Origin of the sequence: Enterobacter sp. JBIWA008, from assembly GCF_019968765.1 — a bacterium.
In the GTDB taxonomy this organism is placed as follows: domain Bacteria; phylum Pseudomonadota; class Gammaproteobacteria; order Enterobacterales; family Enterobacteriaceae; genus Enterobacter.
The window spans coordinates 2,031,515-2,047,292 of the sequence record NZ_CP074149.1 but is presented as its reverse complement, the minus strand read 5'-3'; the positions used below and the strand labels follow the sequence as shown (position 1 = coordinate 2,047,292).

Here is a 15,778-nt window from a genome sequence, read left to right as displayed (position 1 = left end):
ATTATGCGCCGTGTGCGTTTTTGCGCGTTCCTGACCGGTCTGCTGCTGGCAGCCCCCCTGTGTGCCGCCGAGGGATGGCACGCTATCCAACAGCAGGCCAAAGGCCAGACCGTCTGGCTTAACGCCTGGGGCGGCGATCCGGCGGTCAACCGCTACCTGGAGTGGGTCAGCGGCGAGATGCAAACGCACTATGCCATTACCCTAAAAATTGTCCCGCTGGCGGATGCCGCCGATGCGGTAAAACGTATTCAGACCGAAGCCGCCGCGGGGCGTAAGACCAACGGCTCGGTCGACCTGCTGTGGGTCAATGGCGAAAACTTCCGTACGCTGAAAGAGGCGAGCCTGCTGCAAACCGGATGGGCTCAGACGTTGCCAAACTGGCGCTATGTCGATACCCGCAAGCCCGTAACGGAAGATTTTGCGATTCCAACCGACGGGGCGGAATCCCCGTGGGGCGGCGCGCAGCTGACCTTTATCGCCCGACAGGCCAGCATGCCGACCCCGCCGGAGGATCCTCAGGCGCTGCTGGATTACGCGCGCCAGCACCCGGGCAAGATCAGCTATCCTCGCCCGCCCGATTTTACCGGCACGGCATTTCTTGAGCAGCTGCTGCTGACGCTCACCGATCGCCCTGAGGCTTTACAGAACGCGCCAGATGCAACGTTTGCTGAGGTTACGGCGCCGCTCTGGGCCTACCTCGATAAGCTGCACCCGCTGCTGTGGCGCGAAGGCAAAGACTTTCCCCCTTCACCTGCCCGAATGGATGCCCTGCTTGCCAGCGGCAGTCTGAACCTGTCGCTGACCTTTAACCCGGCCCATGCGCAGCAGAAAGTGGCAAGCGGCGAACTGCCTGCCGACAGCTACAGCTTTGGTTTCCAGAACGGGATGCTCGGCAACGTCCATTTTGTAGCGATTCCGGCCAATGCCGGCGCGAGCGCGGGCGCAAAGGTGGTCGCTAATTTCCTGCTTTCACCGCAGGCGCAAATCCGCAAGGCTGACCCGGCCGTCTGGGGCGATCCAAGCGTGCTGGATGCGAAAACGCTGCCCGAAGGGGAAGCGAAACAGCTGCTGGCCCATACGCCTAAGGGGCTGCCGCAGGTGCTTGCAGAGCCGCAGTCCGCCTGGGTGAACGCGCTGGAGCAGGAATGGCTGCGTCGTTACGGCACCCGCTGAGCGGGCTTGTCTGGCTGGCGATGGCGGTGATTTATCTGCCACTCCTGCCCGCCGGCGTCATGCTGTTCGCACCGGCGCTTTCTGCGACAAACTGGCAGCGGCTGCTGGACGATCCTCAGCTGCCGCAGGCGGCAATCGCCACGCTGGTCTCTACGCTCATCGCCACGCTGGGAGCGTTGCTGATTGCCCTTTTCCTCGTCAGCCTTGTCTGGCCCGGTAAACGCTGGCGACGCCTCACGACACGCCTGCCGTGGCTGTTGGCGATCCCCCATGTGGCGTTCGCCACCGGCGCGCTACTGCTGTTTGCCGAGGGCGGTCTGTTTTATCAGGTCTGCACCGTCTGTTCGCCACCGTTTGACCGCTACGGCGCCGGGCTGGGCCTGACGCTCGCGGTCAAAGAGAGCGCGTTTGTGCTGTGGGCCATTTACGCCGCGCTGCCGGAAAAACGGCTCGCGCAGCAGAAGATCGTCCTGCAAACCTTTGGCTACGGGCGTTATCAGACGCTCAGCTGGCTGATCCTACCGGCGATCGCGCCAGTCCTGGGCGCGGTGATGCTGGCGGTGCTGGCGTGGTCACTGTCGGTCGTGGACGTGGCGATCGTTCTCGGGCCAGGCAACCCGCCCACGCTGGCCGTGCTGGCCTGGCAGTGGCTAAGCCAGGGCGACGCGCAGCAGCAGGCAAAAGGGACGCTGCTGTGCCTGCTTCTCCTTCTGCTGCTGGCCGCGCTTGCCGCCCTCGGGTACGGCCTCTGGAGAGTATGGCGTCGCACGCTTCCGGACCTCGCGGGGACGCGCCCCCGGCCTCAGCGCGTTCTGCCTGAACGGACACTCAGCGGGTTACTGCCCGCGTGCGGCATCCTGTGCGCTGCGGTACTGCTGATGCTGGCGCAAGGGGGCGACGTTGGTCCCGTGGGTACCAGCCTGTCTTTCGGCCTGCTGTCGAGCCTGATCGCCCTCATCGTCATTTTTCTCTGGCTGGAATGGGGACCGCAGCGCGGCGCGGCGTGGGTGTGGTCACCGCTCGCCCTTCCGGCGCTGCCGCTCGTCACCGGCCAGTATGCGATTGCGTTGCACCTGGGCATCGACGGGCACTACGCCGCCGTGCTCTGGAGCCATCTGCTGTGGGTGTTACCGTGGATGCTGCTGGTTCTGCAGCCCGCCTGGCGGCGGATCGATCCCCGGCTTATCCTTACCGCCAGAACGCTCGGCTGGCGACGGGCAAAAATATTCTTACTGCTGAAATGCCCCCTGCTGGCGCGCCCGGCGCTGCTGGCCTTTGCCACCGGTTTTTCCGTCAGCATGGCGCAATACATGCCGACGCTCTGGCTTGGCGCGGGGCGCTTCGCCACGCTGACCACCGAAACCGTCGCGCTCAGCAGCGGGGGCAGCATCCCTGTTCTCGCTAACCGGGCGCTGGGTTTACTGCTGGTCACGGGCACGGTGTTCGGTCTTGCCGCACTGTTATCCCGGCTCGCGGGCCGCTACCGTCAAGGATTACGTTAATGCTGAAGGTAAAAGATCTCACCATCGAACCGCTTTTCCGCGAGGTCAATTTTTGCGTTCCTCGCGGGGAGATAGTTACCCTGATGGGGCCATCTGGCAGCGGCAAATCGACCCTTTTTGCGTGGATGATCGGCGCGCTATCAGACGATTTTCAGGCGCGGGGCGAACTGTGGCTCGACTCGCGTCGCTGCGACGGCCTTCCCGTCGAATCCCGCGGATTGGGCATTCTCTTTCAGGACGCGCTGCTGTTTGAACAGTTCAGCGTCGGGCAAAATTTGCTGCTGGCGCTGCCTGAGCGCGTCGTCGGGCGCGCGCGTCGGGACGCGGTCAAGCAGGCGCTGGATTCCGCCGGGCTGAGCGGTCATTACGCCAGCGATCCGGCCACCCTCTCCGGCGGGGAGCGTGCCCGGGTGAGCCTGCTGCGGGCCCTGCTCGCAGAGCCGCAGGCGCTGCTGCTGGACGAACCGTTCAGCCGCCTCGATAAAACGCTGCGCACAACGTTTCGGGCATGGGTATTTGACGCCGTCCGCGCGCGCAATATCCCGGTAGTGCTGGTCACCCACGATGAGGATGATATTCCGCCCGGCGGCGAGCTGATTGAGATTTCTCGCTGGCAATAATGTGCTAACGCAATGTTTTCCGATTCGGGAGAGACGACAATGCCCCCCTCTTTTACTGACGTCAGGTTATTCGATGAAACGTGTTTCTCAACTGACCGCGCTGGCCCTGCTCTGCGGCCTCGCTTCCTTTTCCTCTCTGGCGGCTGATATGCCTCACGCAATAACGCTGTCTCAGCTTCAGGCTCAGCATGGCGCGCCTGTCGACACCCGCCCCAGCGCGTTTTATAACGGCTGGCCGCAGACGCTCAGCGGTCCTTCCGGGCATGAACCCGCCGCACTCAACCTCGCTGCCGCCTGGCTGAGCGCAATGAGCGACGATCAGATTGCGCTTTGGGCAAAGCAGCATCAGCTTACGCCTGAGACGGCCATCGCCCTGTACGGCGACGAGAACGATAACCAGGCGGTGAAATCCCGCCTGGAGAAAGCCGGATACCGCCATGTCTCACTGCTCAGCGATGCTTTACAGACGCCCGACCGCCTTCAGCGCCTGCCTCACTTTGAACAGCTGGTTTACCCGCAGTGGATCCACCGCCTCCAGCAGGGTAAGCCCGTGACCGCCGCGCCGGCGGGTGACTGGAAAGTGATTGAAGCCGCCTGGGGTGCACCGAAGTTTTACCTGCTGAACCACATTCCCGGCGCGGGCTACATCGACACTAACGAGGTGGAAAGCGAGCCGCTGTGGAATAAAGTCTCCGACGACAAGCTGAAAGCGATGCTGGCGAAGCACGGGATCCGTCACGACACCACCGTCATCTTGTACGGCCGCGACGTCTACGCCGCCGCACGCGTGGCGCAGATTATGCTGTATGCGGGCGTGAAGGATGTACGTATTCTCGATGGCGGCTGGAAGGCGTGGTCAGATGCAGGCCTGCCGGTTGAACGCGGCACGCCCGGCAAAGTGGCGCCAGCCCCCGATTTCGGCGCGCCTATCCCCGGCAAGCCGCAGCTGATGGTCGATATGGAGCAGGCGCGCGGGATGCTGCACCGCCAGGATGCCTCCCTGGTCAGCATACGTTCGTGGCCGGAGTTCATCGGTGAAACCAGCGGCTACAGCTACATCAAGCCAAAAGGTGAAATAGCCGGTGCCCGCTGGGGTCATGCGGGCAGCGACGCGACCCATATGGAAGACTTCCATAACCCGGATGGCACCATGCGCAGCGCGGACGATATCGCCGCCCAGTGGAAGCGCTGGAATATTCTGCCAGAGCAGCACGTTGCGTTTTACTGCGGCACCGGGTGGCGGGCGTCAGAAACCTTTATGTACGCCCGGGCGATGGGCTGGAAGAATGTCGCCGTCTATGACGGCGGCTGGTACGAATGGAGCAGTCATCCGCAGAACCCGGTCACCACCGGAGAGCGCGGGCCAGAGAGTGCTCTCTAAGGGGTGAGTGACTTCAGCGTCACATAGCCGCTCCAGATGCGCGTTGTGGTGGTCAGCCAGCACAGCGCGCCGAATACCCACGCGAACAGCGCAAAGTGTGCCGGGAACAGGCAGCACAGCACGAACAGCGCGATGGTCTCCGTCCCTTCCGTTAACCCACCGATGTAATAAAACGACTTGTGCGCATAGCCGGGGTTGTCGATGTCGTGCTTCGCGGCCAGCGCCGCAAACGCCAGAAAGCTGCTGCCGGTACCGATAAACGCAAACAGCAGCCAGGCGGCCGCGAGCGCATTCTCTGCGGGAGCCGCGAGCGCAAAGCCAAACGGCACCAGGGCGTAGAACAGAAAATCGAGCGCGATATCGAGAAATCCCCCCGCGTCGGTCAGCCCTCTCCGGCGCGCCAGCGCGCCGTCCAGACCGTCCAGCAGGCGGTTAAGCACGATGGCGACCAGCGCCGCCGGATACCAGCCGAGGGCCAGAAACGGCAGCGCCAGCACGCCGATGGCAAAGCCGGTCAGGGTTAATCCGTCGGGCGTGATGCCCGGCTTATCCAGCGCGGAAACCAGACGATTCAGAACGGGCTTTACCCGCGGATGCAGGTGACGGTCAAGCATGGGGAGTCTCGGTAAACGTGGCGCACAGCCCCTGCGCCGGAATATCCAGCGCGGCATTAAAGCGGGCAGAGAGATTCTGAAACGCAATGAGCGCCGTCATCTCGGTTATGGCATCGTCCGTGAAGTGGCGTTTCAGCGCCGTTCTGATAGCCTCATCCGCCCGGGGCGGCGTGGCGGTTACCGCCTCGGCGTAGGCCAGCGCCGCGCGCTCTTGCTCAGTAAACAAGGCGGAATCTTGCCACTCGGCCACGGCCTGAACCTTATCCAGCGCGCCGCAGCGCTCGGCCAGCCGCAGGCTGTTGGCATCAATACAGAAAGCGCAGTGACAGAGCTGGGACACCCGCGTCATAAGAAGCGAACGAAGCACGGGCGTCAGGCGCGCGTGACGACGCTCCAGAAAACCGACAAACAGCGCCACCAGCCAGAACAGACGCGGCATGCGCCCCCACCAGCGGGTGGGATTCAGCACCGCGCCAAAATGCTTTTTCTGCATGGCGGCAATCGGTTTAAGGCTGACGGGAAGGGTTTCGAGGGGGGCAACCCAGGCGGTGGTCTCTTTCACCTGATTCTCCTGATTACTGGACTCTGAGAAAGGGCACGATAATATGTCTTTTTTCGCTATCAATTATTGACGACCATGCTGAAAACACTCGATGTCGTTGCCGCCATCATCGAAAAAGACGGCAATATTTTACTGGCGCAGCGCCCTGCCCATGCCGACCAGCCGGGAATGTGGGAATTTGCAGGCGGTAAAGTCGAGGCCGGAGAAACCCAGCCAGAAGCGCTTATCCGCGAGCTGCGTGAAGAGTTGGGCATTGACGCCCTGCCGGGGCAATACGTGGCAAGCCACCAGCGGGAAGTCTCCCGGCGCTTGATTAACCTGCATGCCTGGCACGTTCCTGCTTTTCGCGGTGAGCTCACGGCGCACTACCACAGCGCGCTTGTGTGGTGTACGCCAGAAGAGGCGTTTGGCTACGCCCTGGCCCCCGCGGATATTCCGCTGCTGGAAGCGTTTATTGTTTTACGCGACGCCAGACCAGCGGGTTCGTGCTGATGGCGCGCTCGTCACGCTGGCACTGCAGCAGAATGCCGTCTGCTTTCACAACGGCCCCTTCCGAGTAGTTCTGATTCTGATAAATACAGCACTGATTACAGGGTTGCACCGTTTGATTCTGGCCGCTGGAGCTAAACACTTCCGGCGGCACATTCACTTCCACATCCGGACGAATGCGGTCAGCCTGCACGCCTGCGGTAAAGATCAAACATAACGCGGTGAGTATATAACGGTTCATAGACACATCTTCCTGAGGTTCCTTGATAATGACTATAACGGTAAATCAGAGCGGAACCTTTAATTTATCTCTTCATCGCTTTTAGTTATGACGCACTCCCTCTCATTAATTTCCCTTTCGTCATAAATTTCTGCTTGCCTCACAAAGCGGTACGGGTGGTATAGTCAAAAAAACAACACAAATCGCATAAGTAATACACATAAAATACGATAAGAGGTTCTTATATCTATGGATCAGACAAGCTCTCTGGAAAGTTTCCTTGCCCATGTTCAGCAGCGCGACCCGCACCAAAGCGAGTTCGCGCAGGCCGTACGTGAAGTTATGACCACCCTGTGGCCCTTCCTTGAACAAAACCCGCGTTATCGCCAGATGTCGCTGCTTGAACGCCTTGTCGAGCCAGAGCGCGTAATCCAGTTCCGCGTGACGTGGGTTGACGATCGCAATCAGGTACAGGTTAACCGCGCGTGGCGCGTACAGTTTAACTCGGCCATTGGCCCGTTTAAGGGCGGCATGCGTTTTCATCCGTCCGTGAACCTGTCGATTCTGAAATTCCTCGGCTTCGAGCAGACCTTTAAAAACGCCCTCACCACGCTACCGATGGGCGGCGGGAAAGGCGGCAGCGATTTCGACCCGAAAGGTAAAAGCGAAGGCGAAGTGATGCGCTTCTGCCAGTCGCTGATGACCGAGCTCTATCGCCACCTCGGCCCGGATACCGATGTTCCTGCCGGTGACATCGGCGTGGGCGGACGAGAAGTGGGCTTTATGGCCGGGATGATGAAAAAGCTCTCCAACAATAGCGCCTGCGTCTTTACCGGCAAGGGGCTGTCGTTTGGCGGGAGCCTGATCCGCCCGGAAGCGACAGGATACGGCCTGGTTTATTTCAGCGAGGCGATGCTCAAGCGTCACGGTTTAGGCTTTGAAGGCATGCGCGTTGCGGTGTCCGGCTCCGGTAACGTAGCGCAGTATGCTATTGAGAAAGCGATGCAGTTTGGCGCTCGCGTGGTGACCGCCTCTGACTCGAGCGGCACGGTGGTGGATGAAGCGGGATTCACGGCAGAGAAACTGGCCCGCCTGTGTGAAATCAAAGCCAGCCGCGATGGCCGCGTGGCGGATTACGCCCGGGAGTTTGGCCTGACCTACCTTGAAGGTAAACAGCCGTGGGGCGTGCCGGTGGATATCGCCCTGCCGTGCGCCACGCAGAATGAGCTGGACGTGGACGCCGCGCGCACGCTGATTAGCAATGGCGTAAAAGCGGTGGCCGAAGGGGCGAATATGCCGACCACCATCGATGCGACGGACCTGTTCCTGGAAGCGGGCGTGCTGTTTGCCCCGGGCAAGGCCGCTAACGCGGGCGGCGTGGCGACCTCCGGCCTCGAGATGGCGCAAAACGCCGCGCGTCTCGGCTGGAAGGCGGAGAAAGTGGATGCGCGCCTGCACCATATCATGCTGGATATTCACCATGCCTGCGTGGAGTACGGCGGCGAGGCGTCGCAAACCAACTACGTGCGCGGGGCGAATATCGCCGGGTTTGTGAAGGTGGCGGATGCGATGATTGGCCAGGGTGTGATTTAAGGTTTATAGCGTGCGGCCGGCTGCCCTCACCCCGGCCCTCTCCCACCGGGAGAGGGAGAAAACCAGGCGTATCAGGCCGCGCTCTTTTTCTTTTTAAACGGTTTCTTCGCGCCACCACCGGGAGCAACCATCCCCCTGAACGTTTTTACCGGCGTGCTGCGCGCCTGATCGATAAGCTGGTAAAGCGTTCCCACCAGCGGCTGCATAAAGTCCTGATAGCGGCACTGCTTCTCGCTGATCTGCGTCAGCACCGATTCCCAGTGCGCGGTCATGTCCGGCCTCGCGGCCAGCTCCGGCAGAGAGTGGATCAGCGCCCGGCCCGGTTCCGTTGAGTGGATGTAGCGTCCCTTTTTCTCCAGGAAGCCGCGCTTAAAGAGCAGCTCGATGATCCCCGCGCGGGTTGCTTCCGTACCCAGACCGTCGGTGGCGCGCAGGATCTTCTTCAGATCTTTATCCTGCACAAACCGGGCTATCCCGGTCATCGCCGACAGCAGCGTCGCATCGGTGAAATGGCGCGGCGGCTGGGTCTGACGTTCAACCACTTCGCCCTTCTCGCACAGCAGTTCGTCATCTTTAGCGACCACCGGCAGCGGCGTGCCGTCGTTCTCTTCGTCGCGCTCTTTATTCCCCAGCAGCGTGCGCCAGCCTGCTTCTGCGAGGAAACGCGCTTTGGCGATAAACTTGCCTTTGGCTATCTCAAGCTCAATCACGCACTTACGGAATACCGCGTCCGGGCAGAACTGCATCAGGTACTGACGGGCGATCAGGTTATAGACCTTCGCTTCGTTGTCGGTCAGGTTGACGCTGCTGGCGCGCGCCGTCGGGATAATCGCGTGGTGAGCGTCCACCTTTTTGTCGTCCCAGCAGCGGTTATGGGTGTCCGGGTTCACCGCCGGCTGCGGCAGCAGATCCGGCGCGTGGACGCTGATGGCGTTCATCACCGAATGGCGTCCGGCAAAGTGCTCTTCAGGCAGATAGCGGCTGTCCGAACGCGGGTAGGTGATGAGCTTATGGGTTTCGTAGAGCTTCTGGCAGATGTCCAGCACGTTCTGCGCGCTGAGGCCAAAGCGCTTCGCGGCCTCAATCTGCAGAGCCGACAGCGAGAACGGCAGCGGCGCGGGTTCTGATTCCCGTTTATCGTTATAGCTGGTGACGATAGCCGGCTGACCGGTAATGCGGTTAACCACATGCTCCGCCAGCGGGCGGTGCAGCAAACGCCCCTCTTCATCCTGATACGATTCGCAGGCGTCGCTCGGCTGCCAGACGGCGGTAAAGCGCTCGTCTTTTGGGGTGACGATATGCGCTTTCACTTCAAAGAAATCTTTGGCGACGAAGTTCTCAATCTCTTCGTCACGACGCACGACCAGCCCCAGCACCGGCGTCTGCACGCGGCCCACGGAGAGTACGCCCTGATAGCCTGCGTTGCGCCCGAGGATGGTGTAGGCGCGAGTCATGTTGATACCGTACAGCCAGTCCGCGCGCGCACGCGCCAGCGCGGAAACGCACAGCGGAATAAACTCGCTGTTGGCGCGCAGGCGCGAAATGGCTCGCTCGACGGCCTGCGGGTTGAGGTCGTTAATTAAACAGCGCTGCACCTGCTGACGCTTTTCAGGTGCCAGCTCCAGGTAGTCCAGCACTTCATCGACCAGGAGCTGCCCTTCCCTGTCCGGGTCACCCGCGTGCACGATTTCAGCCGCTTCATGCAGGAAACGCTTGATCACGTTGAGCTGTTTGGTGACCGAAGGCCGGGGCTGCAGGCGCCATTTTTCCGGCACGATGGGCAGATCGTTCAGGTTCCAGCGGGCGTAGCGGCTGTCGTAGACGTCCGGCTGCGCCTGCTCAAGCAGGTGACCAATACACCAGGTGACCACCTGCCCGTTACCGCATTCGATAAAGCCGTCGCCTTTGCGATGCGGCTTAGGCAGCACATCGGCAATGGCACGGGCCAGGCTCGGCTTTTCGGCAATAAACAACCGCATCGAATTAACGGATCTCAATCATCGGACGACCGCCGCGCGCGGTCACCAGCTCGCCGATCGCCGTCAGGGTGATGCCGAACTCGGCGGCAGTGGCCTGAACCTCGGCTTCGGATTCCGGCGTGACCGCCAGCAGCAGGCCGCCGGAAGTTTGCGGATCGCACAGCAGGTTGCGCCACTCCTCAGGCATTTCGCCCATCAGGTGACCGTAGCTGGCGAAGTTACGCTGGGTACCGCCCGGGACCGCGTCCTGAGCAATATACTCCTCCACGCCCGGCAGCTTCGGCACGTCCTGATACCAGACCTGCGCCTGTACGCCCGCGCCCTGACACACTTCAGAGAGGTGTCCCAGCAGACCAAAACCGGTGACGTCGGTCATCGCCTTCACGCCGTCGATATTGGCAAGCGCCGCACCGGCGAGGTTCATCTGGCACATGACTTCCGTTGCAAGGCCCTTGTGCTCCGGTTTCAGCAGGGATTTTTTCTCGGCGGTTGTCAGCACGCCAATGCCAAGCGGCTTGGTAAGGAACAGCTTGCAGCCCGCCTGCGCGGTGCTGTTGCGCTTCACGCGGTCGGTCGGCACCACGCCCGTCACCGCCAGGCCAAAGATAGGTTCGGGCGCATCAATAGAGTGACCGCCGGCCAGCGCAATCCCCGCCTGCTGGCAGGCAAAACGTCCGCCATCAATCACTTCACGGGCCACTTCCGGCGGGATGGTGTTGATCGGCCAACCCAGAATGGCAATCGCCATGATTGGCTTACCGCCCATCGCGAAGATATCGCTGATGGCGTTGGTGGCCGCAATACGGCCGAAGTCGAACGGGTTGTCGACAATCGGCATAAAGAAGTCGGTGGTGCTGATAATGCTGGTGCCGTTACCTAAGTCATAAACTGCAGCATCGTCACGCGTTTCGTTGCCGACAAGCAGGTTCGGGTCGACAAACTTCGCCTGTTCACTGTGCAGGATGGTCTCCAGCACTTTCGGGGAAATTTTACAACCGCAACCGGCTCCGTGGCTGTACTGCGTTAAACGAATGGTTTGCTCGCTCATGGACGTCTCCTGTCATCTCAATCGCGCTATGGTAGCGCTCATTCCATAAAGAGGTAAGTATGACCGTCTGAATTCTGCGGCAGATGCTCAGAATCCAGACAGTTTAGCGTGCGTTATCAGAAACGGCTGACGAAAGGCGTGGTGTCCGGCACGCTGATGGTGCTGGAGGCTTTAAGCTGCGGGGTGCCGAGATAGAGGAAGCCGACAATTTTGTCATGCTCACCGCAGCCAAAACCGTCACGAACCGCCGGGCTTTCGGTCAGCGCTCCGGTACGCCAGATCCCGTTAAAACCCTGCGCGACGGCGGCCATTTGCATCGCCATCACCGCACAGCCTGCGGACATCTCCTGCTCCCAGACCGGCACCTTATGGCCAGCCTGACATTTCGCCACGACGGTGACGATCATCGGGGCGCGGAACGGGGCATTACGCGCCTTGTCGATACCTTTCTCATCCTGCCCGGCGGCCACCGCACCCTGCTCCAGCAGCTGGCTGAAACGATCGCGGCCTTCGCCTTCAATCACAAAGAAGTGCCACGGCTGCAGCGTGCCGTGATCGGGGGCACGCATGCCGGCACGCAGAATGTTCTCCAGCTGCTCGCCTGCCGGGGCAGGTTCGGCCAGACGGGAAGCGCTACGGCGGTTAACAAGCAGTTCGAGTGCGTCCATTGGTTAACTCCTTTCTTGAAATTTACTCACAAAATTAACACGACGGCAGATTTTGTTACAGCCTGGCAGGCGATTCCTGCTGACAAGTGGCGGTTGGGTCATTACGATAACCCAACATTACCGTCCAGTGGCGACGGAAACAGTCATTTTCTGGTTAGGGAGAATACATGCGAACCCTTTGGCGAATCATTGCCGGTTTCTTTAAATGGACGTGGCGACTGCTCAACTTCGTCCGCAACCTGGTGATGAACATCTTCTTCATCCTGCTGGTTCTGGTGTGTGCGGGCATCTGGATACATATCAGCAACGCGAATCAGGCGCAGCATTCTACTCGCGGGGCTCTGTTACTCGATATCACCGGCGTTATCGTAGATAAACCGTCCGCCAGCAACCGCCTGGGGGCAATCAGCCGCCAGCTGTTTGGCGCGACATCAGACCGTCTGCAGGAAAATTCCCTGTTCGATATCGTCGATACCATCCGCCAGGCCAAAGACGACCGGAACATCACCGGGATCGTGCTGGATCTGAAAGATTTTGCCGGAGGCGATCAGCCTTCTATGCAGTACATCGGTAAAGCGCTGCGCGAATTCCGCGACAGCGGCAAGCCTGTGATTGCCGTGGGCGACAGCTACAGCCAGGGGCAATATTATCTGGCGAGCTTCGCCAATAAAATCTGGCTCTCCCCGCAGGGCACGGTGGATCTGCACGGCTTTGCCACCAACGGCCTGTACTACAAATCGCTGCTCGACAAGCTGAAGGTCACCACCCACGTCTTCCGCGTCGGCACGTATAAATCAGCCGTAGAGCCGTTTATCCGCGACGACATGTCTCCTGCCGCCCGCGAAGCGGACAGCCGCTGGATTGGCGAGCTGTGGCAGAACTATCTCGGCACCGTTGCCGCCAACCGCCAGATTACGCCTGAGCAGGCGTTCCCTGGCGCGCAGGGCGTGCTGGAAGGCCTGCGCAAGGTTGACGGTGATACCGCCAAATATGCGCTCGATAACAAACTGGTTGATGCCCTGGGCACCAGCCCCGAGATTGAAAAATCCCTGAGCAAACAGTTTGGCTGGAGCAAAGAGGACAAAAATTACAGCGCCATCAGCATGTACGATTACTCGGCGAAGAAACCGGATGAGAACGGTGACAGCGTCGCGGTGGTGTTTGCCAACGGCGCCATCATGGACGGTCAGGAGACCCCGGGGAACGTGGGCGGTGATACTACCGCGTCACAAATCCGCGATGCTCGCCTGGATCCGAAAGTGAAAGCGATTGTCCTGCGGGTGAACAGCCCTGGCGGCAGCGTCAGCGCCTCCGAGGTGATCCGCGCTGAACTGGCCGCGGCGCGCGCCGCCGGCAAGCCGGTGGTCGTATCCATGGGCGGAATGGCCGCCTCCGGGGGTTACTGGATCTCAACGCCAGCCAACTACATCGTGGCGAACCCAAGCACGCTGACCGGTTCGATTGGCATCTTCGGGGTGATCAACACCGTGGAGAACAGCCTGGATTCTCTGGGCGTGCATACCGATGGCGTGGCCACCTCCCCGCTGGCGGATGTGTCGGTGACCAAATCCCTGCCGCCGGAAGTCTCTGAGATGATGCAGCTCAGCATTGAGAACGGCTATAAACGCTTTATCACCCTGGTAGCGGACTCGCGTAAAAAGACGCCTGAGCAGATCGACCAGATCGCGCAGGGCCACGTCTGGACCGGCCAGGATGCGAAGAGCAACGGTCTGGTAGACAGCCTTGGCGACTTCGATGATGCGGTGAAGAAAGCCGCCGAGCTGGCGAAACTCAAGCAGTGGCATATCGAGTATTATCAGGACGAGCCTTCGTTCTTCGATATGGTCATGGACAGCATGTCCGGCTCGGTACGCGCCATGTTGCCGGAGGCGATGCAGGCTTACCTGCCTGCGCCGGTCGCCACCGCAGCGAAAGCGATGAAGGCGGAAAGCGATAAGCTCGCGGCCTTTAACGATCCACAGAGTCGTTACGCGTTTTGCCTGACCTGCGCTAACGTCCGTTAAAATCCGTCCCCTCTTCCCGCGAAGAGGGGATTTTTTTCTTTTGAAGAACAAGAACTCACTACCATGCAGAAGAAATCGATTTATGTAGCCTACACTGGCGGTACCATCGGTATGCAGCGCTCTGAAAACGGCTATATCCCCGTCTCCGGCCACCTGCAGCGTCAGCTTGCGCTGATGCCTGAATTCCACCGTCCGGAAATGCCTGACTTCACCATCCACGAATACGAGCCGCTGATGGACTCCTCCGACATGACGCCGGAAGACTGGCAGCACATCGCGGATGACATTAAAGCCCATTACGACCAGTACGACGGCTTCGTGATCCTGCACGGCACCGACACCATGGCGTTTACAGCCTCGGCGCTCTCCTTCATGCTTGAGAACCTGAGCAAGCCGGTTATCGTCACCGGATCGCAAATCCCGCTGGCGGAGCTGCGCTCGGACGGGCAGATCAACCTGCTAAACTCCCTGTACGTGGCGGCGAATTACCCGATCAATGAAGTGTCGCTGTTCTTCAACAACCGCCTCTATCGCGGCAACCGCACCACCAAAGCCCATGCCGACGGTTTTGACGCCTTCGCGTCCCCTAACCTGCAGCCGCTGCTGGAGGCTGGGATTCATATCCGTCGTCTGGGCACGCCGCCTGCGCCGAACACCGCCGGCGAGCTGATTGTGCATCCGATTACTCCGCAACCGATTGGCGTGGTCACTATCTACCCGGGTATCTCTGCGGACGTGGTGCGTAACTTCCTGCGCCAGCCGGTGAAAGCGCTGATTCTGCGCTCCTACGGCGTGGGCAATGCGCCGCAGAACGGCGAATTCCTGAAAGAGCTTCATGAAGCCAGCGAGCGCGGAATTGTGGTCGTGAACCTGACACAGTGTATGTCCGGAAAGGTCAACATGGGCGGCTATGCCACCGGTAACGCGCTGGCGCATGCGGGGGTTATCAGCGGCTTCGATATGACCGTTGAGGCAACGCTGACTAAACTTCACTATTTACTGAGTCAGGATCTGGACATTCAGTCCATTCGCAGCGCGATGATGCAAAACCTGCGCGGCGAGCTGACCCCGGACGAATAAGGAGTGCTCATGAAGCAACGCGCCCTGCTACTGGTCGATTTGCAAAATGATTTCTGCGCGGGCGGTGCGCTGGCCGTCGCCGAAGGTGACAGCACCGTTGACGTGGCAAACACGCTGATTGACTGGTGCAAATCTCGCGGTGAAGCGGTTGTTGCAAGCCAGGACTGGCACCCGACGAACCATGGCAGCTTTGCCAGCCAGCACAACGTTGAGCCGTTCACCCAAGGTGAACTCGACGGGCTGGCGCAAACCTTCTGGCCGGATCACTGCGTACAGCAGACGGAAGGCGCGGAGCTGCATCCGCTCCTGAACCAGAAAGCCATCGATGCGGTGTTCCATAAAGGTGAAAATCCGTCTATCGACAGCTATAGCGCGTTTTTTGATAACGGGCATCGCCAGAAAACGGCGCTGGACGCGTGGTTACGTCACCACGAAATCACGGAGCTGATTGTGCTGGGCCTGGCAACGGATTACTGCGTGAAGTTTACCGTGCTGGACGCGCTCCAGTTAGGTTATACCGTCAGCGTCATCACCGACGGCTGCCGCGGGGTGAATATTCACCCGCAGGACAGCGCTCAGGCGTTTATGGATATGGCTGCGGAAGGCGCAACGCTGTATACGCTCGAAGACTGGCTGGAAACGCAGGCGTAAGCTTTTTAAGCCGGGTAGCGCAGACGCTTACCCGGCAAAACAACCCTCTCCTCTCTCCCATAAAGTGAACTCCCTCGCATCCTCAGCGAAGCGGCAATGCTATTCTCGTCAGGCTGTTTTTTCGCCACGCCTTTTCTGTGGCGTGGTCGTTTTGTTAAGTCAAAGAGGAACTTG

15 protein-coding genes are annotated in these 15,778 nt (G+C 60.2%); 9 read left to right on the top strand and 6 right to left on the bottom strand.

Going from position 1 to position 15,778, the window contains the following annotated elements; all coding sequences use genetic code 11:
- The first annotated feature begins 3 nt into the window (after nt 1-3).
- The 4 genes from KGP24_RS09975 to KGP24_RS09960 all read left to right on the top strand — a co-directional run bounded on the left by KGP24_RS09975 (nt 4) and on the right by KGP24_RS09960 (nt 4,676).
- A complete protein-coding gene (locus tag KGP24_RS09975) occupies nt 4-1,173 on the top strand; it encodes an ABC transporter substrate-binding protein (RefSeq protein ID WP_223563195.1) in 1,170 nt (389 codons plus the stop codon).
- Nucleotides 1,146-2,675 (top strand): thiamine ABC transporter permease, encoded by a 1,530-nt coding sequence (locus tag KGP24_RS09970; protein ID WP_223563194.1) that lies wholly within the window; start codon nt 1,146-1,148, stop codon nt 2,673-2,675. The genes KGP24_RS09975 and KGP24_RS09970 overlap by 28 nt, the downstream gene beginning before the upstream one ends.
- Nucleotides 2,675-3,295 carry an ATP-binding cassette domain-containing protein gene (locus tag KGP24_RS09965; RefSeq protein WP_223563193.1) on the top strand — a complete coding sequence of 207 codons (621 nt, stop codon included), beginning with the start codon at nt 2,675-2,677 and terminating at the stop codon, nt 3,293-3,295. Before KGP24_RS09970 ends, KGP24_RS09965 begins: the two co-directional genes overlap by 1 nt.
- 73 nt (nt 3,296-3,368) lie before the next feature.
- On the top strand, nt 3,369-4,676 hold the full coding sequence (locus KGP24_RS09960; RefSeq protein WP_223563192.1) for a sulfurtransferase: 1,308 nt from the start codon (nt 3,369-3,371) through the stop codon (nt 4,674-4,676).
- On the opposite strand, the gene KGP24_RS09955 is transcribed toward KGP24_RS09960, so the two are convergent.
- Nucleotides 4,673-5,290: a CDP-alcohol phosphatidyltransferase family protein gene (locus KGP24_RS09955; RefSeq protein ID WP_223563191.1), complete on the bottom strand. Its 618-nt coding sequence runs from the start codon at nt 5,288-5,290 to the stop codon at nt 4,673-4,675. The genes KGP24_RS09960 and KGP24_RS09955 overlap by 4 nt on opposite strands.
- Nucleotides 5,283-5,852, bottom strand: a complete 570-nt coding sequence (locus tag KGP24_RS09950; protein ID WP_223563190.1) for a carboxymuconolactone decarboxylase family protein — start codon at nt 5,850-5,852, stop codon at nt 5,283-5,285. Before KGP24_RS09950 ends, KGP24_RS09955 begins: the two co-directional genes overlap by 8 nt.
- Before the next feature lie 75 nt (nt 5,853-5,927).
- Between KGP24_RS09950 and KGP24_RS09945 the strand changes: the two genes are divergently transcribed.
- Nucleotides 5,928-6,344, top strand: a complete 417-nt coding sequence (locus tag KGP24_RS09945; protein WP_282454307.1) for a pyrimidine (deoxy)nucleoside triphosphate diphosphatase — start codon at nt 5,928-5,930, stop codon at nt 6,342-6,344.
- Here KGP24_RS09945 and KGP24_RS09940 read toward each other — a convergent pair.
- Nucleotides 6,304-6,582 carry a DUF1496 domain-containing protein gene (locus KGP24_RS09940; protein WP_223563189.1) on the bottom strand — a complete coding sequence of 93 codons (279 nt, stop codon included), beginning with the start codon at nt 6,580-6,582 and terminating at the stop codon, nt 6,304-6,306. The genes KGP24_RS09945 and KGP24_RS09940 overlap by 41 nt on opposite strands.
- Before the next feature lie 228 nt (nt 6,583-6,810).
- On the opposite strand from KGP24_RS09940, the gene gdhA reads away from it, so the two are divergent.
- Entirely contained in the window at nt 6,811-8,154 is a 1,344-nt protein-coding gene (gene gdhA / locus KGP24_RS09935) for an NADP-specific glutamate dehydrogenase (RefSeq protein ID WP_223563188.1), read from the top strand.
- A gap of 71 nt (nt 8,155-8,225) precedes the next feature.
- Here the strand turns inward: gdhA and KGP24_RS09930 are convergent, their stop codons facing one another.
- From KGP24_RS09930 to KGP24_RS09920, 3 genes are all read right to left on the bottom strand, one after another.
- Nucleotides 8,226-10,133 carry a DNA topoisomerase III gene (locus KGP24_RS09930; protein ID WP_223563187.1) on the bottom strand — a complete coding sequence of 636 codons (1,908 nt, stop codon included), beginning with the start codon at nt 10,131-10,133 and terminating at the stop codon, nt 8,226-8,228.
- Nucleotides 10,134-10,137: 4 nt separating this feature from the next.
- On the bottom strand, nt 10,138-11,181 hold the full coding sequence (gene selD / locus KGP24_RS09925; RefSeq protein ID WP_223563186.1) for a selenide, water dikinase SelD: 1,044 nt from the start codon (nt 11,179-11,181) through the stop codon (nt 10,138-10,140).
- A gap of 116 nt (nt 11,182-11,297) precedes the next feature.
- Complete coding sequence (locus KGP24_RS09920; protein ID WP_223563185.1) at nt 11,298-11,849, bottom strand: NAD(P)H nitroreductase; 552 nt, start codon at nt 11,847-11,849, stop codon at nt 11,298-11,300.
- A 167-nt stretch (nt 11,850-12,016) separates the two neighbouring features.
- On the opposite strand from KGP24_RS09920, the gene sppA reads away from it, so the two are divergent.
- The 3 genes from sppA (at nt 12,017) to pncA (ending at nt 15,604) form a co-directional block, all read left to right on the top strand.
- Nucleotides 12,017-13,873, top strand: a complete 1,857-nt coding sequence (gene sppA / locus KGP24_RS09915) for a signal peptide peptidase SppA (RefSeq protein WP_223563184.1) — start codon at nt 12,017-12,019, stop codon at nt 13,871-13,873.
- A gap of 63 nt (nt 13,874-13,936) precedes the next feature.
- Entirely contained in the window at nt 13,937-14,953 is a 1,017-nt protein-coding gene (gene ansA, locus KGP24_RS09910) for an asparaginase (protein WP_223563183.1), read from the top strand.
- A gap of 9 nt (nt 14,954-14,962) precedes the next feature.
- A complete protein-coding gene (pncA, locus tag KGP24_RS09905) occupies nt 14,963-15,604 on the top strand; it encodes a bifunctional nicotinamidase/pyrazinamidase (protein WP_223563182.1) in 642 nt (213 codons plus the stop codon).
- The last annotated feature ends 174 nt before the right edge of the window (nt 15,605-15,778 follow it).